Consider the following 21,315-nt stretch of genomic DNA (forward strand, 5'->3'; position numbering starts at 1 on the left):
CAAATAGTGGAATTGTAATTTGTAAAGCTAAATTTACTACTGGTAGCAAAAAAAGATTTTAGTTTAATATTTGTTTCTGCTTGCTCCAGCAATAAATTTATATTTTGCGTGACTAGTTGTAAATAATGGAATTTTTCACTATATTTTTGTCAAGCCTACTAGGTTTGATTATTCCCGTAGGGATAGTAATTGATCAAACTGTCACCAATAGAATCCGCTCCCAGTTTGCTAAGGCTGAGGAATTGCAAGTACGTATAGATAATGCCCCAACGTATCAGCTAATACAGGGGAAAATCAATCGAGTCAGAATTGCTGGACGTTCGTTACAATTAAAGCGTAGAGATATTCGCATCGCCGCTTTAGAGTTAGAAACAGATGCAATTGAACTTGATATTCATAGCCGTGGAAAAAAACGCGCAAAGCTTAAGCAACCTTTACAAGCAGGTTTACGCTTAGTTTTGAACGAAACCGATATTAATAAAATTTTACAATCTCCGGAATTTCTGGGGTTGCTAAGTAAGTTAAACATAGTTTCCATCAATGCCGATAATATGGGTTCTCGCCCCATATACCAGCTTCATAACTTACAAGTAAAATTTTTAACAAATCAGCGATTAAACATACAAGTAGAAATACGGGAGGTAGGTAAAAAGCAAGGATTGCATCTGGTGGTGGAAACAGGAATCAATGTGATTGGTGGTAGACAATTTCAGCTTGTAAATCCATTAATAAAAGTGAATCAGGAGGCAGTTCCAATTCAACTTATAGATGCTATAGTAAGTAACCTAAATCGACGCTTCGACTTAGCAAACCTGGAAACAAATGGTTTAATAGTGCGAATACTGCAATTAAATATAAAAGAAAACACATTGGAAGTGGCTAGCTTTTTCAGGATTGAGCCATCATCTAAAATTTTAGAAGCTATCAGATTATAGACTCGATAGCGATTCGATTTTGTAGAAGATCTAAGATATCAACCCCACAAAGGTAATTAAAATGAGAGAACAGGAAAAAAATAATCGGATCTCTTCAGGTGTGATTGCAGCGCTATCTGCTGCGGTTGTGGCTGTAGGTGGAGGCGTTGCTCTATATACTAGCAATAATGTACAAACCCCATCAACACCCAATATCACACGATCACCTGGCAGTGGGAACCAAAACAAGCAAAATCCGGCAAATGAGCAAGTAGCAAATATTTATTTGCTCAGGGATAATGGTAAAAACTTTGTATTAGTTCCTTTGCCAGTCAAGGTTGCAGCATCTAGTGAGAAACCCGACGAATTTCTGGCAGCTATCTTTAATAGCCTGCTAACGGCTAAAAACGATGGTGATACCAGTAGTGTGATTCCTTCAGGGACGAAGGTTTTGGGAGTAAAAGTTGAAAAAGATACTGTTAGGGTGAATTTATCAGAACAGTTTGCCAGTGGAGGTGGTAGTGCTTCAATGGCTGGACGTGTAGGACAAGTTGTATATACTGCAAGTACTTTAAATCCTGAATCTAAAGTTTATATTGCAATTAATGGTAAGCAGGTGGATGTGTTGGGTGGAGAAGGTTTAGAGTTAGAACAACCGCTGACTCGCGCTAGCTTTGCAAAGAACTATCAACTTTAAGTCCATCTTTAGATGTGTAAATTGGGACTACTTGGGGTTTAAAACACGGAAATTGCGTGCTTGTTGTTCTAGTCTAGTGGCAATGCGATCGCATACCTGATTACAAAGCTCAAAAATCATTGCATCTTCCACTCGGTAGTATGCACAAGTCCCTTCACTACGACGGCTAAGAATTCCAGCTTGCCACATTACTTTCAGGTGTTTGGAAACATTTGCCTGAGACGTTTGTGTTGCCTCCACTAATTCTTGCACGCACTTTTCATCATCTCGGAGGAGATGTAAAAGTCGCAAACGCATTGGTTCACTCAGTAAGCTGAAGTATTCCGCTACTTGTTGTACAACCTCTGGTGGTACAGACAACATTTGTTTCATCACTACTTTGACCCGCGAGACTTAAATGTAAAATCGTAAAATCTAAAAATTCAATGTTCAGTTAAAAAAATCAATAGTTTCTAAAAAAAATAGATATTTGTACTATTGATTTAGTTTGTGGAAACCTGTGTTGGATTAGCAAACCAACTCAAATCCCTCACATTTGGCACTTTTGGGAAACACTATGAGTAATTATTTATGTTGATGTTGCACTCAAGCAACAGCGTCTAGAATATTACCACTTTTTGGTTATATATGATTCATGGTTGGGATCCTACTTGACAGCGCAAATTTCAGCTTGACAGCATAAATCATCCTTATTTTTAAATATTTGTTAAGGATGATTATAAAAATTTATGGTACTAAATTCGCTCCCTGTATGCCGTCTAAGTAATTACGCAAGAATACACAGTATGCAACCGAAAGCGAATTTCAGCATATTTGAGCCAGGATTAACTAGCCAGGATTAACTCGCATCAAAGGTTGACCATATTCTACAGGTTCCCCATTCTGCACCAAAATTTCCATGACTTGACCTGATACTTCAGCCTCAATTTCGTTCATTAATTTCATGGCTTCGATAATACAGACTGCATCACCTTTACGGATACGTCCACCAATTTCAATAAATGGTGCTTCTCCAGGTGCAGGGGCACGGTAAAATGTTCCCACCATTGGGGAAGTAACCTCTACCAATTTTGAATCCATTGCAGATGGAGGGTTTCCTGATTGCCCCCCTGCAAATGCATTACCAGGGTTTAATCCCTGTCCTCCAGGTGTTGATACTAAACTGACAACAGGATGGGGTGTAGCCCCAATTAGCGTCGTCTGCTCAACCTGGGGTGTAGTGGGTGTGTTGTTTAAAATTAATCCCGAACTATCTTTGCCCCCTTGCACTACAGCGATAGCTGGGTGAGTAACACTGCTAGTTTTACGAACAGAGATTTCCAAGTCATCGCTTTTGAGCGTTACTTCTGCAATATCTGTTTGGGCAATAGTTACTAGTAATTGACGAATTTCATTAAAGTCCAATGGCACAGTTGACATTACCTCATGCGATCGGTGAGAGATTTCCACAGGCAGATTTGGTGCCAAAAATTGTGATCTAAGGCACCAAGGATTTACTTAGTTTTGTTCAGTAACCGTACTTAACGGTAGGTACGTAGTGATTTCTGTAAGTAGGCATACTTACGGAAACCACCGAATTGACCCTTTAGGCAGTATCTACCGTATCTACAGGATTTAGATAAACCTTTCGGTAAAAAAGAATATTAAGCGGGCAAGATGTTTTCCTGCTGGGCATGGAAATCGAAATTGATGCCGAATTTTCGCTCTTACTTATTCCCTGCCCATATATTTATCATCACGGGTATCGATACGGATTCGCTCCCCTTGAGTAATAAATAACGGTACCATTACCATCGCCCCTGTTTCCAAGGTTGCTGGTTTGCTACCACCTGTAGCGGTATCACCTTTAACGCCAGGATCAGTTTGGGTTATTTCTAGAACAACTGAGTTAGGTAATTCTACATCCATCACCTGTTCGTTCCAGCGAATAACGTTAACTTCCATCCCTTCCTTTAGATATTTAACGCGATCGCCTATTTGGGCAGCGGTTAATCTACCCTCTTCGTAGCTCTCCATATCCATAAAGACGTATTCATCACCTTCTTTATAGGTATGTTGCATCGTGCTTTTCTCAAGGTTTGCCTGGGGTACAGTTTCACCTGCACGGAAGGTTTTTTCCATCACACCACCAGTTTGGGCGTTTTTCAGCTTTGTCCGCACAAATGCTGCACCTTTACCTGGCTTGACATGGAGGAATTCTATTACCCGCCATACAGAGCCATCTAATACAATCGAAACACCAGGGCGAAAGTCGTTACTGGAAATCATGAAGCTTTCAAATGTTGAAGACAATCGGCATTTATTGTACCCTTCAAGGGCGGTAATTAGTCATTCATCATGGTTGATTGGTGATTTTTACCCATAGAAATGACCATTAACAGGTACAAAAAAGCCAGTTGGAATCAGCCCAGAGCTAATGGTAGACCAATAATAACTGATTCTGTTCAAATATTTGTTCAATTTTGGCAGTTAAATAAATAATCAAGAATTCGATTATTTCAGATCAAAAAACTTAATGTATAAATTATTGCAAGCAATTTGACTGAATAAAGCTGATAAATTGATCTTGAAATATCTTGTGCGATTAGAATAGGCGATCGCATATTCACACAAAAGCCTATTAATGCGAAGCTTGCGCGACGTAAGTCGTTCGCGTATGGTTTTAAATTAGACACGTCAGTAAATTTATAACCCAGTCTGTACAAGGGTTTTAAAGATTGCTTATATGTCTTAGCTCAACGTAGCAATAAGGGTTTGAGATAGTTGATGATAGTTTAGAGACAAAAAATAGGATTTTCTAATTTTGGGCTTACACATGATTTATTATGCGATGGAATCCCCACAAGCTATATATGGCAAATATTAGGGTTGGTAAAAATTAAGCTTTATATTCCATCTTTTCGGGAATTTAATTTTCGGACGGGTTTTAATGGTCATGTTCAGCGGACGCTATTAGCCTCTCTATCACTATCAGAAAGCCTGGTGGTTCCGCTGCAACACAGTTGTTAGGTGGCTGGCAGCTTCAATTACTTGCGGCTTTTCCAGTAACCAGGCTCACGACTACAATGCATGACTGCCAAAATCAAAATGTAGTCTTGTTCAATTGTATAGAGAACACCATAAGGAAACTTACGCGCCATACATCGCCGAACATCCTCATCAATTTTAGCGTAACGAGTTGGAGACTCCCTGATCCGATAAACTGTATCCTCAACCACGTTTATGAACGTTTGAGCAACCTCTACTTTCTGCTCTGTGTAGTATTGAACTGCTTCAGCGTAATCATTCAGGGCTTCAGGATGAAATACATACCTCATGGCTCAATTAGCCGTCTGACTTGCGCTAAGGCATCTTCGCCTGAAATTGGTTGGATAAGACCACTTCGCACCTCATCTCGTCGGCGCTTGGCTTCAGTTAACCAAACTGCCTGAATTGCTGAGTCGGTATCAAACTCCAAGCTTTCCACTAACTTGTCTGCCAGGAGCGCTCTTGACTCACTAGGCAGAGACAATATTTCTTGAGTCAGTTGCTCAATCGATCGCATAATACCAATCCCTCGCAGAAAGCTGAGTCTTAATGCAATTGTATCAAAATCTGAAATGAAAAGAACTTCAGGAAACAGTCATCTACCTCAGATAGCAGTGGATAAATTGGTGATTTGATTCAGAAAGCGATGCCAGGCGAAGCTTGCGCGACGTAGGGCGATCGCTCTTTCACACAAAAGCCGATGAATGCGAAGCTTGATGCAAATAGCGATGTAAGGCGATCGCATACGCACTATTGGCTATCTTCACAAGTTTTTGAGCAGTTTGTCATAGTTGCTATGGGAACCAATTCAAAACCAAACGATTGTTTCCGAGTCTTTCATTACTCCTACAGCACGCCAGCCGATACCTGCTCTTAAGTAGTTAAGCAGAATTAATTACACAAATAAATGATACCATTAAATGGATTCAGCTTGTGTTATGGATAAGGTCTTATTATGTTCTTTATCAAAGAAATAAATTCCCTTTCTTTGAAACTGCTAGAAAGGATATATCGCCAGAGCCGACATCATCAAGTACGACAAAGAGCGCACTTTCTAATATTAGCTTCGCAAGGGGTGAAAGTCGATGAACTCATGAGAATATTTAGTGTGAGTTATAAGACAATCTATAACTGGCAAAATCGTTGGGAATCTGAAGGGATGGTAGGACTATACAACAAGCCAGGTAGAGGTAGCAAAAAAATATTTGAACGCTCACAAGAAGAGGAAATTAGAGAATGGGCTAGACTTGAACCAAGACAAATAAAAAGAGTATTGCAAAAAGTAAAAGAGGAATGGGATGTTGTAGTTAGTGCTGAAACAATAAAAAGGATACTTAAAAGATTATCTATGAGCTGGCATCGGATGAGAAGAGATGTGTTTGGAAAGCCAGATCCCTTGGAATACAAGGATAAAAAAGAAAAGCTGTCAGAATTAAAACGTTTAGAAGATGAAGGAAAAATCAACTTATACTACTTAGATGAAGCCGGATTTTGTTTAATACCTACGGTTCCTTATGGTTGGCAAAATATCGGTGAATATTTAAAAATTAAAAGCCGCCGCAGTCCTCGTCTAAATGTTTTAGGAATTATGAGTAGAAAGAATCATCTAGAAACTTATGTTTCATCTCAAACCATTAATTCTGATGTAGTTGTTGCTTGTATTGATACATTCTTTTCTACTGTAAATAAGCGGCGATTTATTAAGTATCAATGGATTGAAATAGATGCTTATTCTAGCTGGCAAACTTTTGTTACATCTCTAGAAAAAATCCTGAGAGAATTTGGTCAAAATTATGTAATTAATTTTGACTAGCTACTTACCGAGTAAGAGTGTGTTTTAATTATTAAGATAGCATTTTGGATTAACTGTTTAGATCGCGCTCCAACACAAAGCCCATGAATGCGAAGCTTGCGCGACGTAAGTCGTTCGCATCTCCACACAAAAGCCTATCAATTCGTTGTTTGATTTAGATAGCGATCGCATTCCAACACCAAAGCCTATAAATTGGTGGTTTGATCAAAACGCGCGATGTAAGGCGAAGCTCGCGCGACGTAAGTCGTTTGCATTCCAACACCAAAGCCTATGAATTCGTGATTTAATTCCAAGAGCGAAGCTTGCACGACGTAGCTTATCCGACGTAAGTCGTTCGCATCTCAACACCAAAGCCGATAAATTCGTGGTTTAATTCCAAGAACGAAAAGCATCTGGTTTAAAATTGATAACGTTGCCCATCACCCCACCGCAAATAACCTTTGCATCACAACGGCGTGCATGGGTGTGTTAGCCTAGCTGCACTATCCCATCCAAATATTAGCTATACGAGCACCGAAGAGAAAGACCATAATACTAAATAGAATCCCTGTAACAATAAATAATAATACAGATATCCAGCGATCATCCTCATAAACTCGAAGTGATTCCTGCTCAAGATTCTTGACAAAGAAATTGATTTTGCTGGATGTTTCTCGTTGCAAACCAGGTGAGTAGGACATATAGGTTATAGGTATCTCTCCTTGAAGTGTTAAAAGTGCTACTCGTTCCGCTGTATTATCTCCTGTTCCGTCAACTTGAATGTATGCTCCTCGCAATGTTTTGAGTGAAAACTGTTGAGTTTTTGACCACCATAAACCTGCTCTTTCAAGCTCACAAATATTTTTGCTACGTTCACAGTTAAGTGTGGAACGTTGCCCTGTCGAGAGGATAGCCAAACACCAGACAAACAACATGATACTTACTATAGTTATAAAGGCTCGTTTTTTGACTTTCGATCCATGATCTAATATAGTGCAAGTGACTCTGTAAAGTATCACTGAAGATATTGTCCCAATAATCAAGGAAATTACCCTGTACCTGATAGCCGCAGTTACTATCTGATAGTTATTTTCCCAAAATTTCAGAAGGTACGGAGTCAAAACATGGATCGAACTTACAGCAATCAAGCCCAGCAACAACAATAGACAAGTAATTGCTGCTATCCTACGAATGCAATTCTTGGAAGAGGCATAACTCATATAGCAATCCTGCCTGATTGGTGGGAATGAACTTGACTTAATCAATGGACCTTGGCTTAATCAAAGGGTTTAGAGGCAGCCCTTTCAATGCGAACAATTGTACTAACTTTTGCAACAAAAAAACATGTCCAATTAACCCCCTAAAAATAAGGCTTCTTGGAAATCTTCAAAAAAAACCAACAATTTGAGCGGCGATATAAAGTTATGCTGGCTGGATTCGACGCTATATTTTCTTTCATGATAAACGCCACCCAAAGGATATGGGAAGTCCTGAAATCATCTCATGAACCTAGATTTTGGCTCTTTACTTTAAAGCTCACAATCTTCCACGGTGAAACTGTAAATTTGTGTTTTTCAAACTTGACTAATGGATCGTTTAATGGTTTTTCTAGTAAGTTGACAGGTTCCACTAGACTTAATCCTAAATCACCTTTAAGTTGTAATTCTGATACTTTCCCATGACATTCATAACAACGAAGAATCCATTCGGGTTTTTCTTTGGGGCTATTTTCGGCTTGTTTCAATGCCATTAATATTAGGTTTGGACTTGATAAATCTAGGAAGCTAATACTGTGTTGATTGTTAAGTTCTGAATTTTGATAATTTTTGATATTTGTGGTAATGACGGTTATTAATGGTGTATTCAATTCGTAACCGAGTCTGACTGTTTTTGATGTTTCCCATGTATCTGCGTGTGGATAGATGGCGTAAGTAAATTCATTGATACCTTGATCGGCTTCTGAATCCGGAAATTCAGGGCTTCGCAGTAATGTTAGGCTAATTTGATTTTGTTTCGCATCGTAACCATATTTACAATCATTCAGCAAGCTGACTCCGTAAGTTTCCCCCCCTGCTCCCTGCTCCCTGCTCCCTGCCCCCTGCTTCTTCTTCCCCTGTTCCCTGCTCCCTTGCCCAATATTTGCCCATCGCATTGCGGGGACTTCCCATTTAGCTTTTTCTGCGTCTGTTTGGGGTTTGGTGGTGCGTTGAATTGCACCGCAGGGGATTTCGTAGGTGGCAAATTCGGCTTCGAGCTTGAGGGGAAATACTGCTTTGAGGAGGGTGTGTTTTTCTTGCCAGTTAACTGTGGTGGAGATTTTGAGGATGGGTGAATCTATTTCTAGGATGTAGTCTTGGTGGAATTCTGATTTTCCTATTTGACAAATGACGCGGATTATGTTTCTAATTATTCCTTGTTCTAGGTATTGAATTGATTTTAGCTGTGCTGGGGGAAGGGGATGTTGGCTGTAATTCGGATCGATATTCCATGCATCCCAATATTGTCCGCTGTCTTGGAATGCTTGGAGTTGATTTCCTTCTCCGTTGAGGATTTCTCGATGGTTGAGTTTGTCGAAGATACTGGATATATTTCCGGTTATTTTGTCAATGGTTACTAATAAATGTTCATTTTCGAGGATGAATTCTGCGGTGGGGTTTACAGATGCTTTGTTGGAAATAATTTGATTTTGGCGTAGGTTTATTATTGATACCAAGTTGTATTCTGTCGTGTTAGCTTGAAGTTGGTGAAATTGCTGTTTTTCGCTTTGTTTCTGTTGCAATGACTGATTAGTGTTGAGCTTTTGTGGACAAATCCAGAAAATTCGATATCCAACTGAAGGGATATTTTCCGCGTAGAAAAGTAGTTGGGAAGTATGACTAAGTTGGGAAGGTACAGGTTTATATTCTCCGGGTGTTTCACAGGTGAGAATACAAGAATCCTGGGGGAAGTTTGCAGGTAAGTTCATTTTTACAACTTCGTTGCGTTTCCAGTTGAGGGGGTTGAAGACGAAAATAGGTAAAGCTTCAGGATGTGGTGGTTGGGGAATATTTGCTTGGGAGATAATTGTGTTTAGGGAAGTTTCTAAGATTTCGGTTGCGGTGGTTTCTGCTTGTTGCCATTGGGGTAGCGCATCGGTGTAAACTTCGGTAATGGATGAACCTGGAAGTATGTCGTGGAATTGGTTGAATAGAACTTGTTTCCAAGCTTGTTCTAATTTAGCTTTGGGGTAAATGGTACTTTTGGTGTGGAATGCGATAAACCTACGGTTCGCTAACGCGATCGCACTAAACAACTCTGCCTGATATAGTAAGGTTTCGCATCGACGATTAAATCTTTTTTGTTCTGCGTGGGTAGTGTAACAACCACGGTGGAATTCTAAATAAAGTTCGTCATTCCAACTTGGAAAGGAATTATTAGGATTTTCTTTCCCATTGTTTATTTCTAATTCCGGATTTCCATCTTCTGATTCCTGATTCCTAATTCCTGACTTCTGACTTCTGACTTCTGACTCCTGACTCCTGATTTTTCCCAGATAATCTTCAGCGCTACAAAACTCTAAATCTGGGAAAAAAGGCGAATTCTGCCAACGTTGAGCAATTTCCAACATATCACGGGTTGGTCCACCACCATGATCGCCAACTCCAGGAAGCCAAAGTGCATCAGGTGTAATACTGATTTTACTGGTTTTAGTTTGCCATTCACAACTATATGCAGCCATTTTCACCGGGTCGATACCTTCACCAATCAGTGCTGACATATAACTTAATATCTTACTGCCATCGGGAGCAGTCCACCAAAAGATATCATGGGGAAACTTTGTTGTGTCATTCCAGCGGAGTTTTTGGGTGACGAAAAACTCGATTCCCGCTTGTTGCATAAATTGCGGTAAAGTCCAACAAAAGCCAAAGGTATCAGGTACCCAAACGATGGGGGAAATCTTGCCGAATTTTTCCTGGGTATAAAGCTGTCCGTAGAGAAGTTGGCGTACAATTGATTCACCAGAAATCAAGTTTAATTCTGGTTCAACCCAAAATCCTCCTAAAACTTCCCATTTACCTGCTTTGACTTGGTTTTGAATTGCTGTAAATAAATCGGGACGGTTTTTTTCTACCCATTCATATAAAGCAGGGGTGGAGTGACAAAAAATCAAGTTGGGAAAATCTGCTTGTAATTTTAAAACTGATTCAAAGGTGTTTTGAGCGACTTTCCAAGTTTCTTCGACTCTCCATAACCATGCCATATCTAGGTGTGCGTGTCCAAGGAGGAAGATTTTGGCTTTATTTAGGGGAAAATTGGTTAAATTCTGGCGTAAATCTGCCAAAAGCTGATTGAAATCTGACTTTTCTGTGAGATTATCTAACTGATTTACCTTTTCTTCCAGAATCTCAGCTAAATCAGTTAATTGATGCGGTGCAAAACTCTGTAAATACTGCTGAATCACAGCAACTTCATCAGCAACAAAACCCGGATCAACAGAATTATAGGACTCAAACACCAAATGCGATCGCATTAATGCACCATTATCATGTCCAGGACTCACAAGTTTGATGGCAACGGTATACTCATCACCTGGTGTCACAGCATTTCCAAGTAATACCCTGGGAGAAAAGTCAAATAAATCCCCTTCTACAGCCAGTTTACCATCTACATACACTTGGACTGCATCCGCCCACCACACCAAAGCCAAACGTAACGACATACCCGCTAACGGATAACCTAATTTTAGGCTGGGAGGAACGATAATTTTCTGTAACAACCATAAAGTATTACGTCCTTTGTTCCAAGCAATATGACCTTTTGCGTTACACTCAATTTGGTTCCAATTGGAAATATCAGCAGCAATTACCTGATCCACGCTAAGATCGTCATGGGAATAGCGCCACGAAGATTGTACGTTTGATTGAGAAAGCGATCGCAGTTTCTCAATTGCCACGACAATTGGTTGAATATCGGGTGTAAATCCAGAAATAGTCATATTTCAGTAAATTGGACGATAAAAGTCACAAGTGAAGCTTTTTAGATTTTTCCTCAGCTGTAATCATGTATTGATTCAGCCATAGGTATTAGACAACGTAAATATTCTTAAACTTTTTTAGATTCTGTCTACTGTATCCTGGCTTTTAGCTTTCGTATCCCATATTCCCATAATCCCCAATCTCAAATTATGCCTTCCGCTTCTTCTGGACGTTATCAAAGTAGGCTTTTTAACTTTTTTCACCAGCACTCGCAACGTCTAAGTTCAAGTGTTGGACAAACTTGGAGAAAAGTCAAAGTTGCCACAAATTGGTCACTGGAAGCACTTCTATATCCAGTATTTGTACTGATTCAGAAAGCTGTTGATTCTGCTGGACAACAACTTAATCCTCAGGTAGAAACAAATCAAAATCAGTTAAATAGTCATGAGGATGATAGTAATTCTTCCTCTGAAAATTTGTTAATAGCTGATGCACCAATTATCAACTTGTTAGAGATGGTAAAAAATCTGCCATCACGAGAAAGTGATTCAAGTTTAGCTGCTACAGAAACAAGAATCAATTATGTTGATTATCATCAAACCACAGAAGTAAACGAAACAGTTAAAAACTATTTACCCCAAATACAGGGAGTTGCCACCCATTTAAAAAATCGTCACCTAGTGCTTGTCACTAATGATAATAAAATTCTGGATATTCTCACTTTAAAGCAGCAGCAAAGATTACAAGATAAAATTATTAGTGAAATTGCTGAATATTGTCATACATGGCGATTATTAAAGGCAAAAAAAGCAGATAATCAAATAAATGTATTGCCAGAGATAAATCAACTATTAAATAAACTGACAGCGACACCAGGAAAACAGCAATTACTCAATTCCTCAGAGGAAGCAGAAGTTAAGCCATACTTGACTAAGTTAGATAGTGCGATCGCGCAATTAGAATCTAGCACTTTTTTACCTATATCCCAAACCTTTGCAGGAATTGGACAGAGATTAAAACAGCAGTTAGATAAGTTTGTTTTTGGCAAGAGTCAAAAAATTACCCTTAGCAACAAAACTGATTCTCAAGCAATTGTACCTGTATCAGGAAAAAGCTTGAGACAGCAAATAAATCAGCTTTTATATTCTGAAAAAAATCCTCTGAGTTACCAAACTAATTCCAAACCGCAATTAGTAGTAGTTGGGCAGAAACTTAGACAGCAATTAAGTAAATTTATCCATCATCCAGAAATAACCACAAGCAATCCAACTGACTTAGAATCACAGACACCAAAAGTTTTAGATTTAATTAGACAAGCAGTAGATTATTTTTTTGGTTCTGAATCTACTCCTAAAATTGGTGACAACCAAAATTTAAATCCCAAAACCAGAAAAAAACTGTTTCCCAACTTCGTCAAAGCAGCTTTACCACAATCAGAATACCTAGAAACAGAAACTGAAGACTTATGGTTAACCTTTGGTGATTTATTTGGAGAAGAAGTCGAAATTGAATCCGCAGAAACCCAAGAAACTAAACAACCTCGATTAACTTTCAAAAAACCCAACTCAAAATTACTCAAAGAATATCAAAGTGGTGGAAACTTAGTTAAAGGTAGCAACAGAAAAAACTCCGATATAGTAAGTCAAAATCATCAAAAGGCAAAATCTCGAAGAATAACCCTTCCGAAACCAGAAAAAGCAGAAATCTACACATTCAGTAACCAGGAAGTAGGAGATAAACCCGACTACATCGAAATTAACGCTAGTACCATCAGCTACGAAAAACACCCGATAGAACTTATCTTAGACTGGCTCGATCGAATTATATTATGGATAGAGGAAAGAATAGCGAACAACTTACGTCGTGCAAGCTTGGCATTCCAATTTATACAGCGATTATTTGGTTTTTAGCTTAGTTCGCATGTACTCAACTAACCAGGATTTTTATCATTGCGAAAACTATCAAATTCATTACTCTGTAATTGGCGATATTAATAAACCCATAATTATGTTTTTACATGGTTTCATGGGTAATATTTATGAGTTTGACCTATTAATATCATTATTAAAAGACTCTTTTTCCTGCTTAGTTGTAGATTTACCGGGACATGGGAAAACTCAAGTTTTAGGAAATGATAAATACTATAGCATGGAGAATACAGCCCAGACAATAATTAATCTTTTAGATAATTTACAGATTAATAAATGTTTTTTAGTTGGTTATTCCATGGGTGGAAGACTAGGTTTATATCTCGCTTTAAAATTTCCTCACCGCTTTCCTCAAATTGTTCTAGAATCAGCATCTCCAGGTTTAGCAGATGAAAAACAACGATTAAATCGTCAAATTTCAGATCATCAAATAGCTAGGAAATTAATTAGATTAACCAAACCAGAAGACTTCCTAACTTTTTTAATAAATTGGTACCAACAACCTATATTTGGTAATATTCAACAGCACCCGCAGTTTGATAACTTAATTACAACTAGGTTGAGTAATAGTCCTCCTAACTTAGCAAAATCTCTGCAAATAATGGGTACTGGCTACCAACCTTCATTATGGAATCAGCTAGAAAACAATATCAATCCTATTTTACTATTAGTAGGAAAAAATGATCAAAAGTTCGTCGAAATCAACCAAATGATGGTAGCAAAATCTGATTTTTGCCGTCTAAAACTAATTCCCCACGCAGCACATAATATCCATTTTGTAAAGCCATTAGATTTTGTTCAAGAAGTTAAAAACTTTTTCGGAGTTAATTAATTTTATGACTTATGCATCCCTGTACGCTGTCGTTGCACCCAGCCTAATAAACTATCGAATAATATAATATCCAGCTTTCATCGAAGTTATATTTGTTTGACCCTTGTTTTTTAACTCTTCTTGCAATACCTTTTGATAAATTGTTGGCAAATAACGACTCCTGGAATTAGTTTCAATTCCGTATCCCAAACTTGTCCATGTGGGAGAAAGTCTCCGCAAAACATCATTTACTTTTCCCTGACGTAGTTGTTGAGAAATATTAACTCCCCAAACTTGAGGATCACTCAACCAAGCGTGAACAACAGCATCTTGATACTGTGCTTCAAAACTATAGGATACCCAAAACATTAACCGTGAAGGATTGGGATGATATCTAGGGGCAATTTGAAACCAAGTTGTATTGATAATTTGGTATCTACCTGCGGCAGTGGAACAGTTGCCTTTGTTTGGTCCATTGACAATAGTGACACAAATCTGAGGATGCTTACTGAGGTCAGTGGCATGTTCTCCGCCATATAAAATTGAATAGGGACGACTATCGTTCGCTTCACTTGCAGAGATAGTTCGCATTAAAGCACGAATGTAGGGATCGCCATTTTTCATCACCAAAGGTGGTTCCTTGCGATTGTAAATGGGTTCCAAACTGGGACGCAAACTTCCGTATAGAAGCCACTGGATTAGGCAAACAAATCCAATTAGGGCAATTATCGGTCCAATCCATTTTTCCGCACCTTTGAGTTCAAAGTTTTTCACGATGTAACTCTTTTTTTCCTAAACTGTTCTAGCCAACCAAAATATAACATTTGTATAAAAAAGGTGTGAGTAAATCATTCCCGTTGATGACCATATATTTGGAACATTCCACTTTTTGGAATCAATACCCTAGAAGGGTATCGCTATACAAACTAAGCCTGCCTCCGCAGGCTAAAATAGGCTTTAGCCTTTGGGCATTTTAAAAACTGGAGCGCTCCCCAAATACTTGAATTCGCATATCATATTAAACGATATTCCCCCTGTGCGATTTACGACCTCGCTCTGTGGAACTTTCACAAATCCTAATCCCTCATACAATTTCACCACAGGGTTGTTTGCTCTTACATTGAGACTTAATGCAGGAAAGTCTTTTTTTGCAGTTTCTAGAAGCTGTGTAAGTAAGTGAGTTCCAATCCCTTGATTTCGATAATTAGGTAAAACTGCCATTGCTAATTCTGGAATTGCATCATCTACGTAGCCAAATCCTTTGTCATCTAACCATAAACGTAGCCAAGCTGCACCGATTGCTGATTCATCCATAACCGCAACCCAACCCATATCACCAACTCTGCCCCAACCTGCTGCATAGCGAGTTAGACAGGGTTGGTTTTTAACTGATTCTAGGGACGGTTCGTGTGATGCATACTGCAACATCTTCCACACAATTGGTTCATCTTTGGGGTTCAAAGCGCGAACTGTGTAATTCATCTGAGTTGTGAGAAATATATGTCTATTTGCTCAAAAACAAAGGATAGTCTATATAGTCTATCCTCCGAGTTGGTTTTGCATTTAGTTGAATTTACCTGGAAATTATTTTTTGAGATCCAAAGTTGATCAATTTGAGATAATCCTAAGGAAGGCTCATGCGATCGCGTATTGCCTTTAACTGCTCTTTCGTATCGATGGGAGAATGTGGCAGTGGAAGCTCTGTGTTGGGCCACCCTATAAGGTCACTGCAAGGACATGATAATGTAGGCAGACCTACTTCCCGGATTGGCACTGGCATGGTGCAGCGAGCGCACTGTGACACTTCCCATTCCGGAGTTAAAAGTTCGCTAATTGTTTGCTCGGTTCCTTCTAAATAGCAATTCCCAGCCAATTCTGTAGTTATTTGTTGCCAACATTTTTCAAATTCTCGACTGTAGCGATCGCCCGCTAGGACTGGTTGGGGGTGTAGAATCGCTGTTTCGTTATTTACTACAATCTTTTTGCCCAGCTGAAACCAGTAAGCTAGATATTTTCTGATGTTTTCTTGTGATGCCATCCCCTAATTTTAGTTTCGTCACCTGTAAATATGGGTAACGAATCCTAAATAAAGGGTTAAGAATATTTACAGATTTTTAAAAATAGTTAATGGAAAATAGTTCAACATTCAAACCTGATGTGCAAATTAGTATTTTCTCCCCGCTGCTTATGGATCTAAGGGAGTACCCAGAACACTCAAATTGAGGACATGCCCACCTGTAACTAAATAAACTGTTTGCGAGATGGTGGCTAATTGGCGGACTAAATGACCCAAGCGATCGCGGAATGTCCTGCCAATGGGATAAGCAGGTACTAATCCCCAGCCTGTTTCTTCTGCAACAAAAATTAACTCAGCAGCCGCTAATTGTACAGTTTCTAATAATTTATCTACCGTATTTACCCAGGTAATTTCATCTTCTTCTAAAAAATTTGCTACCCATGTACCCAAGGATTCAACTAAGACGCAAGTATCAGAATCAACACTGCACAAACTAGTAGATAACTCCCGTGGTACCTCCATCAGAATCCAGTTATCAGGGCGGCGTTGCTGATGTTGCTGAATCCGCTTTTGCCACTCTTGGTCTGTAGGATCTTGGTTTGCAGTGGCTATGTATATAACTGTTTTCTGAGATCCTTTTGCTAAGGTCTCAGCCCATTCACTTTTTCCAGATCTCGACGGACCAGTAATTAATGTAACTTTATTCATTAATATTTAGAGGTATATTAATTGACAGAAGTATTGAAACTAGTAGAAAATGACCACTGATTGGTAATATGCCTAGAAAATGGCACATATTTTTGATATACGCGTCAACTTTTAGTTGCCAAATTACTTTTAGCGGATAAAATTCAATCAGTATCTTCACGAAGTTAAAGGAACTGCCTTTAACAAAGTCTAACGACGCTAAAATTTTTCAGATAACGGCATCATGACTTCGTGAACCATTACAACATCGTCAATGTGAGCTAATTATTTCCACTGAGCAAAAATTGGGGCTAAGTGATTTTATATTTAAGAGCCTCTAGCTTTGTAAAAATATGAAAATAGCAGTTCAAGAGTACTACTAATATCTAATATTCCCTATTTTTTCCCTAGTGCTTAAGTAAATTGTTACATTATTGAACATCCCATAAGTCAGATAAATTACTGGATATTTTTATGAAAGCAGGTTTAAAGCGGATTGAAGCGACTTTACATAATTTAGGTAGCCGCAATGTTTCTTCTGGTGAAATGAATCCCAGCAGCAAACAGTCACCGTCGTTTGAGATTAGCGCACCTCCAAGTGAAGAAACTCTATCTACCGATAAACCAGCAGATGTTGATGTGGATGCATCACAGTCAGAATCACAAGAAAATAACTTTGTTCATCAGTTGCCAGGGCAGGGTTTTTCTGGAGAAAATGAAGAGTGCAATATTCCTAATTTGCCAAAATTTAAACTCCCCAACTTTAGCAGTCATCGCAATAGCGCTAATCCAGCACTAGCGACAAATCTGTTAAAAGAAATTTACGATATTGTAGCGGGTTGGCAGATAGAATTAAAGCAAGTTCTCAAGCAAATCCAGGATATTTACTTAGAAGGACCAATTGTAAATGGTTGGTTGGAATCACACCCTTCACCTTCGGAGAAAACCACTAACACGACAGTTTCTGAAGAAACCACACTTACGGCAACATTACGTCATTGTGAAGTGGATGAGTTGATGAATTATGTAGAGGAAATTTGTGCAAATAAAGCCAAAACACCAAAATCAGCGACTGCAAACAAGACGGTAGTCACCGGGTATAACTTGTGTGGTTTGGATGCTGCGGGTAAAGTTTGGACACGTCCTTGTCCTCCAGAACAAGTGGCAAGTGTGAGTATAGCGATCGCACGTTACCAGAAACTGCGTCAATTCTTAAGTAGGAAGCAGTATTTAGAGACACGTTTGAGCCAATTAGCTGAGACTTTGATTCTGCTACATAGTCATATTCAAGCAGAATAAATTAAGATTCCTACATTTGTAATTTACAATTTCCGAATAAACGCGGTTGGTATAACTGTTCATTTTGGTATAGATTAGCTCCAGAAGCGACTGCCGTGGAATTTTAGTAGTTGTTATTTAGTTAATAATTGATGGTCATTTGGTGGCGATAAATATTAGCGACAGTTCGCACTGACGAATTTTAGCTTTATAGCGTCAAAAAAATTAATTAGGCAATATCGCTTAATTAAACCAGACTAAATATTATCTATATAAATATCAATAAAATTCCCAGTCAAATATCCAAGAGCAACCCATGCCAGACATTATAATCTCTGCTATTATCTGTACCCACAATCGAGATATGTATTTGGGTGCAGCTATAGATAGCCTCCTGTCGCAGGATTTTAGTCCCGGCTTTGAGGTGATAGTTGTTGATAACAATTCTAGCGATCGCACCCGTGAAGTTGTCGAGCAAAGACAAGAAAATCCCCGTCTCAAGTATATTTTTGAATCATCTGTGGGGCTATCTGTTGCCCGTAACACTGGTGCAAAAGCTGCGAATGGGGAAATACTAGCTTACCTCGATGATGATGCCGTTGCCGGAGACGGTTGGTTACAAGCTTTGTACTCTGCCTATCAAGCAAATTCTCAACTAGCTATTGCCGGAGGTAAAGTTACCCTTTTGTGGTCGCAAGGAACCCAAGCACCATCATGGTTATCCCATGGATTAGCGGGAAACCTAGGTGCCTACGATTTAGGCGATCGCTTAATCTACATTGAAAACCCAGGTTTGACACCCAGAGGTCTAAATTATTCAATTCGTCGCAGTTTTCTCGAAGAAATTGGTGGTTTTGACCCGAAATTGGGCAGAGTCGGTAAAAATCTTCTTTCCAACGAAGAACTATTAATGACCGAAACTGCCATCGAAAGGGGTTGGCAAGTGGCTTATTTGCCGAATGCGATCGCAGCACACAACGTCTCACCCGAAAGACTAAAACGTTCCTGGTTCATCAGTCGCGGTTGGTGGCAAGGAATCAGCGAATGTTACCGCGAACAATTAGCAGGAAAAGCTGGTTTTGGTCAGTTACAGCGCGGTAGCGAAAGATTTATCCGTGGTTTATATAAAGCATTGCAACATATATCTGACCCCGCAGAACGTTTTGACAAACTCGTTTATGCTTACGGTCAAATAGGTTATTTAAACGCAGTTATTCAGGGTCTTCTATTCTCATCAAAAAAAGTTCAATAGTTATTTTTCAGACTAATTAAAAGTCAAAAATTCCGACTAAAGAGCTACTTTTCCTCATAAACAACAAAAAATATTAATTATGTCTGCCAAAATCCCAGTTTCTGTAATTATCCCAGCGAGAAACGAAGAAGCCAACCTACCTGCATGTTTAACTAGCTTACAACGTGCCGATGAAATCTTTGTTGTCGATTCCAATAGTACTGATAAAAGTGTCGAAATATCAGAAAGTTTTGGAGCTAAAGTTGTTCAATTTGAATTTAATGGACGTTGGCCCAAAAAGAAAAATTGGTCACTAGATAACCTACCCTTTCGTAATGAATGGATTCTCATTGTTGACTGTGATGAGCGTATTACACCTGAACTTTGGGACGAAATTGCTCTAGCAATTGAAAATACAGAGCATGATGGTTATTATTTGAATCGTCGTGTATTTTTCCTCGGAAAATGGATTCGTCATGGTGGAAAATATCCAGATTGGAACCTACGTTTGTTCAAGCATAAAGCTGGTCGCTACGAAAATCTAGGTACAGAAGATATTCGTAACACAGGTGATAACGAAGTCCATGAACATGTAGTAATTCCCGGCAAAGTTGGATACCTCAAAAGTGACATGTTGCACGAAGATTTCCGCGACATGTATCACTGGCTAGAACGCCACAACCGTTACTCCAACTGGGAAGCACGCGTTTACTACAATATTCTCAATGGCAAAGATGACAACGGTACAATTGGCGCTAGTCTATTTGGTGATGCAGTACAACGTAAGCGTTTTCTCAAGAAAATTTGGGTAAGATTACCATTTAGACCATTCTTACGTTTCATCTTATTTTATATCATTTACCGTGGCTTTCTTGATGGCAAAGCTGGATATACCTACGGACGTTTGTTGAGTCAATATGAATATCAAATCGGCGTTAAATTGTATGAATTAAGTAGTTGCGGTGGTCAACTAAATACTACTAGTAAACCCACAAATACAACTCAAAAATTTACAACAGAAGCCAGTCAGACAGCTACTTAGAATTGTTAATTTTCTAGTGTTAGTAATTATGCGAATCGCATCTTTATTTCGTAGGCTATGTATAGCCTTCGCCATCTAAGAAAACCTAAGCGTAACGTACATTCATCAGAAGTTGCTGCGTTACGCTTCGCTTTTCTTATAGTCTGCTTACCGTAGGCTATGTCGCAAGGCTATACACACCCTACAATACCTTCAATCGGCACATAATTAATTACCGCAAATATCTACAATATTCTTAATTATATGATTAGCCAATCCCAACAAAATTTTCAAATAGATGAACAGATATTAGAACAAAATTCTCAACCATTTGTAGATCTGAGTAAATACGATCAATCATGGTTTGATCGGGGTCGTCCAGGTTGGTTTATTCTTCTGTGGTGGTTTGTCCAAGCTGTAACATTTCCCCTAACTCCCCATCCTTTAAGCAACATTCGTTGTGCCATCCTGCGGCTCTTTGGCGCTAAAATTGGGAAAAATGTCCTCATTCGTCCCACCGCTCGTTTTACCTATCCTTGGAAAGTGACAATTGGTGATTATAGTTGGATTGGTGATGACGTTGTAGTCTATAGCATCGACCAAGTTAACATTGGTAATCACTGTGTTATTTCTCAGAAAAGTTATCTATGTACTGGTAGCCACAACATTAAAGATTCTGCATTTGCCCTAAAAACTGCCAGTATCACAATTGAAGATGGGGCTTGGGTTGCAGCCGATTGTTTTGTAGCTGCGGGAGTCACAATTGGTGTAAATGCGGTAATTGGCGCAAGAAGTAGTGTATTTGGAAACATGCCAGCCGGACAAGTTTGCATGGGTAGTCCTTGCCGTCCTCGGTTTGCACGCAAGATGAATGATAATTGACAAGAAAGCTCCTCATAGATCCCCGACTTCTTGAAGAAGTCGGGGATCTGAAGAAAACCACCTTTTTAACTTCCT

The 21,315-nt window shown here is 39.0% G+C and carries 21 protein-coding genes and 1 pseudogene; 10 read left to right on the plus strand and 12 right to left on the minus strand.

Features of this window, described 5'->3' with window-relative positions:
• The first annotated feature begins 125 nt into the window (after nt 1-125).
• On the plus strand, nt 126-935 hold the full coding sequence (locus CAL6303_RS15190; protein ID WP_015198694.1) for a DUF2993 domain-containing protein: 810 nt from the start codon (nt 126-128) through the stop codon (nt 933-935).
• Between the two features lie 61 nt (nt 936-996).
• A complete protein-coding gene (locus tag CAL6303_RS15195; RefSeq protein ID WP_015198695.1) occupies nt 997-1,611 on the plus strand; it encodes a GerMN domain-containing protein in 615 nt (204 codons plus the stop codon).
• A gap of 27 nt (nt 1,612-1,638) precedes the next feature.
• On the opposite strand, the gene CAL6303_RS15200 is transcribed toward CAL6303_RS15195, so the two are convergent.
• From CAL6303_RS15200 to CAL6303_RS30385, 6 genes are all read right to left on the minus strand, one after another.
• Nucleotides 1,639-1,983 (minus strand): ArsR/SmtB family transcription factor, encoded by a 345-nt coding sequence (locus tag CAL6303_RS15200; protein ID WP_015198696.1) that lies wholly within the window; start codon nt 1,981-1,983, stop codon nt 1,639-1,641.
• A 456-nt stretch (nt 1,984-2,439) separates the two neighbouring features.
• Complete coding sequence (accB, locus tag CAL6303_RS15205) at nt 2,440-3,021, minus strand: acetyl-CoA carboxylase biotin carboxyl carrier protein (protein ID WP_041740625.1); 582 nt, start codon at nt 3,019-3,021, stop codon at nt 2,440-2,442.
• 300 nt (nt 3,022-3,321) lie between these two features.
• Nucleotides 3,322-3,879, minus strand: coding sequence for an elongation factor P (efp, locus tag CAL6303_RS15210; RefSeq protein WP_015198698.1), 558 nt, complete (start codon nt 3,877-3,879; stop codon nt 3,322-3,324).
• Nucleotides 3,880-4,637: 758 nt separating this feature from the next.
• Nucleotides 4,638-4,928, minus strand: coding sequence for a type II toxin-antitoxin system RelE/ParE family toxin (locus CAL6303_RS15215; RefSeq protein WP_015198699.1), 291 nt, complete (start codon nt 4,926-4,928; stop codon nt 4,638-4,640).
• Nucleotides 4,925-5,155 carry an addiction module protein gene (locus CAL6303_RS15220; RefSeq protein WP_015198700.1) on the minus strand — a complete coding sequence of 77 codons (231 nt, stop codon included), beginning with the start codon at nt 5,153-5,155 and terminating at the stop codon, nt 4,925-4,927. The genes CAL6303_RS15215 and CAL6303_RS15220 overlap by 4 nt, the downstream gene beginning before the upstream one ends.
• Before the next feature lie 87 nt (nt 5,156-5,242).
• Nucleotides 5,243-5,383, minus strand: coding sequence for a hypothetical protein (locus tag CAL6303_RS30385; RefSeq protein WP_158333159.1), 141 nt, complete (start codon nt 5,381-5,383; stop codon nt 5,243-5,245).
• A 210-nt stretch (nt 5,384-5,593) separates the two neighbouring features.
• Between CAL6303_RS30385 and CAL6303_RS15225 the strand changes: the two genes are divergently transcribed.
• The gene (locus CAL6303_RS15225; protein ID WP_015198701.1) at nt 5,594-6,451 is read left to right on the plus strand and encodes an IS630 family transposase; all 858 of its coding nucleotides are present in this window, start codon (nt 5,594-5,596) and stop codon (nt 6,449-6,451) included.
• Nucleotides 6,452-6,933: 482 nt separating this feature from the next.
• On the opposite strand, the gene CAL6303_RS29965 is transcribed toward CAL6303_RS15225, so the two are convergent.
• Complete coding sequence (locus CAL6303_RS29965; protein ID WP_144051058.1) at nt 6,934-7,365, minus strand: hypothetical protein; 432 nt, start codon at nt 7,363-7,365, stop codon at nt 6,934-6,936.
• A gap of 497 nt (nt 7,366-7,862) precedes the next feature.
• On the opposite strand from CAL6303_RS29965, the pseudogene CAL6303_RS31740 reads away from it, so the two are divergent.
• A pseudogene (locus CAL6303_RS31740) lies at nt 7,863-7,937 on the plus strand (hypothetical protein); the annotation flags it as partial.
• Here the strand turns inward: CAL6303_RS31740 and CAL6303_RS15235 are convergent.
• Nucleotides 7,932-11,405, minus strand: coding sequence for an alpha-mannosidase (locus tag CAL6303_RS15235; RefSeq protein WP_015198703.1), 3,474 nt, complete (start codon nt 11,403-11,405; stop codon nt 7,932-7,934). The pseudogene CAL6303_RS31740 and the gene CAL6303_RS15235 sit on opposite strands and share 6 nt — an antisense overlap.
• Nucleotides 11,406-11,594: 189 nt before the next feature.
• Between CAL6303_RS15235 and CAL6303_RS28565 the strand changes: the two genes are divergently transcribed.
• Together CAL6303_RS28565 and menH are read left to right on the plus strand one after the other, a co-directional pair.
• A complete protein-coding gene (locus CAL6303_RS28565; protein ID WP_015198704.1) occupies nt 11,595-13,295 on the plus strand; it encodes a hypothetical protein in 1,701 nt (566 codons plus the stop codon).
• A gap of 10 nt (nt 13,296-13,305) precedes the next feature.
• The gene (gene menH / locus CAL6303_RS15245; protein ID WP_015198705.1) at nt 13,306-14,145 is read left to right on the plus strand and encodes a 2-succinyl-6-hydroxy-2,4-cyclohexadiene-1-carboxylate synthase; all 840 of its coding nucleotides are present in this window, start codon (nt 13,306-13,308) and stop codon (nt 14,143-14,145) included.
• A gap of 51 nt (nt 14,146-14,196) precedes the next feature.
• On the opposite strand, the gene CAL6303_RS15250 is transcribed toward menH, so the two are convergent.
• The 4 genes from CAL6303_RS15250 to cobU all read right to left on the minus strand — a co-directional run bounded on the left by CAL6303_RS15250 (nt 14,197) and on the right by cobU (nt 16,849).
• Nucleotides 14,197-14,898, minus strand: coding sequence for a glycoside hydrolase family protein (locus CAL6303_RS15250; protein WP_015198706.1), 702 nt, complete (start codon nt 14,896-14,898; stop codon nt 14,197-14,199).
• A gap of 183 nt (nt 14,899-15,081) precedes the next feature.
• Entirely contained in the window at nt 15,082-15,606 is a 525-nt protein-coding gene (locus CAL6303_RS15255) for a GNAT family N-acetyltransferase (protein WP_015198707.1), read from the minus strand.
• A 142-nt stretch (nt 15,607-15,748) separates the two neighbouring features.
• On the minus strand, nt 15,749-16,162 hold the full coding sequence (locus tag CAL6303_RS15260) for a hypothetical protein (protein WP_015198708.1): 414 nt from the start codon (nt 16,160-16,162) through the stop codon (nt 15,749-15,751).
• Between the two features lie 147 nt (nt 16,163-16,309).
• On the minus strand, nt 16,310-16,849 hold the full coding sequence (cobU, locus tag CAL6303_RS15265) for a bifunctional adenosylcobinamide kinase/adenosylcobinamide-phosphate guanylyltransferase (protein WP_015198709.1): 540 nt from the start codon (nt 16,847-16,849) through the stop codon (nt 16,310-16,312).
• A gap of 453 nt (nt 16,850-17,302) precedes the next feature.
• Here cobU and CAL6303_RS15270 point away from each other — a divergent pair, with 453 nt between their 5' ends.
• From CAL6303_RS15270 to hpsU, 4 genes are all read left to right on the plus strand, one after another.
• Complete coding sequence (locus CAL6303_RS15270; RefSeq protein ID WP_015198710.1) at nt 17,303-18,127, plus strand: hypothetical protein; 825 nt, start codon at nt 17,303-17,305, stop codon at nt 18,125-18,127.
• 295 nt (nt 18,128-18,422) lie between these two features.
• Nucleotides 18,423-19,358 (plus strand): glycosyltransferase family 2 protein, encoded by a 936-nt coding sequence (locus CAL6303_RS15275; RefSeq protein ID WP_015198711.1) that lies wholly within the window; start codon nt 18,423-18,425, stop codon nt 19,356-19,358.
• Between the two features lie 79 nt (nt 19,359-19,437).
• Entirely contained in the window at nt 19,438-20,379 is a 942-nt protein-coding gene (locus CAL6303_RS15280; RefSeq protein WP_015198712.1) for a glycosyltransferase family 2 protein, read from the plus strand.
• 243 nt (nt 20,380-20,622) lie between these two features.
• A complete protein-coding gene (gene hpsU, locus CAL6303_RS15285; RefSeq protein ID WP_015198713.1) occupies nt 20,623-21,240 on the plus strand; it encodes a hormogonium polysaccharide biosynthesis acetyltransferase HpsU in 618 nt (205 codons plus the stop codon).
• Nucleotides 21,241-21,315 lie beyond the last annotated feature (75 nt).

The sequence above is a fragment of the Calothrix sp. PCC 6303 genome (assembly GCF_000317435.1).
Taxonomy (GTDB): domain Bacteria; phylum Cyanobacteriota; class Cyanobacteriia; order Cyanobacteriales; family Nostocaceae; genus PCC-6303.

Bases quoted from the DNA above. Each gene is read 5' to 3' on its own strand.
- CAL6303_RS30385 (WP_158333159.1), bottom strand. From the start codon at position 5,383: ATGCGATCGCCTTACATCGCTATTTGCATCAAGCTTCGCATTCATCGG.
- CAL6303_RS15275 (WP_015198711.1), top strand. From the start codon at position 18,423: ATGCCAGACATTATAATCTCTGCTATTATCTGTACCCACAATCGAGAT.
- CAL6303_RS15235 (WP_015198703.1), bottom strand. From the start codon at position 11,405: ATGACTATTTCTGGATTTACACCCGATATTCAACCAATTGTCGTGGCA.
- efp (WP_015198698.1), bottom strand. From the start codon at position 3,879: ATGATTTCCAGTAACGACTTTCGCCCTGGTGTTTCGATTGTATTAGAT.
- CAL6303_RS15200 (WP_015198696.1), bottom strand. From the start codon at position 1,983: ATGAAACAAATGTTGTCTGTACCACCAGAGGTTGTACAACAAGTAGCG.
- CAL6303_RS15215 (WP_015198699.1), bottom strand. From the start codon at position 4,928: ATGAGGTATGTATTTCATCCTGAAGCCCTGAATGATTACGCTGAAGCA.
- menH (WP_015198705.1), top strand. From the start codon at position 13,306: ATGTACTCAACTAACCAGGATTTTTATCATTGCGAAAACTATCAAATT.
- CAL6303_RS15195 (WP_015198695.1), top strand. From the start codon at position 997: ATGAGAGAACAGGAAAAAAATAATCGGATCTCTTCAGGTGTGATTGCA.
- CAL6303_RS15225 (WP_015198701.1), top strand. From the start codon at position 5,594: ATGTTCTTTATCAAAGAAATAAATTCCCTTTCTTTGAAACTGCTAGAA.
- CAL6303_RS15190 (WP_015198694.1), top strand. From the start codon at position 126: ATGGAATTTTTCACTATATTTTTGTCAAGCCTACTAGGTTTGATTATT.
- CAL6303_RS15270 (WP_015198710.1), top strand. From the start codon at position 17,303: ATGAAAGCAGGTTTAAAGCGGATTGAAGCGACTTTACATAATTTAGGT.
- hpsU (WP_015198713.1), top strand. From the start codon at position 20,623: ATGATTAGCCAATCCCAACAAAATTTTCAAATAGATGAACAGATATTA.
- CAL6303_RS15280 (WP_015198712.1), top strand. From the start codon at position 19,438: ATGTCTGCCAAAATCCCAGTTTCTGTAATTATCCCAGCGAGAAACGAA.
- CAL6303_RS29965 (WP_144051058.1), bottom strand. From the start codon at position 7,365: ATGTTGTTTGTCTGGTGTTTGGCTATCCTCTCGACAGGGCAACGTTCC.
- CAL6303_RS28565 (WP_015198704.1), top strand. From the start codon at position 11,595: ATGCCTTCCGCTTCTTCTGGACGTTATCAAAGTAGGCTTTTTAACTTT.
- CAL6303_RS15255 (WP_015198707.1), bottom strand. From the start codon at position 15,606: ATGAATTACACAGTTCGCGCTTTGAACCCCAAAGATGAACCAATTGTG.
- CAL6303_RS15220 (WP_015198700.1), bottom strand. From the start codon at position 5,155: ATGCGATCGATTGAGCAACTGACTCAAGAAATATTGTCTCTGCCTAGT.
- cobU (WP_015198709.1), bottom strand. From the start codon at position 16,849: ATGAATAAAGTTACATTAATTACTGGTCCGTCGAGATCTGGAAAAAGT.
- CAL6303_RS15260 (WP_015198708.1), bottom strand. From the start codon at position 16,162: ATGGCATCACAAGAAAACATCAGAAAATATCTAGCTTACTGGTTTCAG.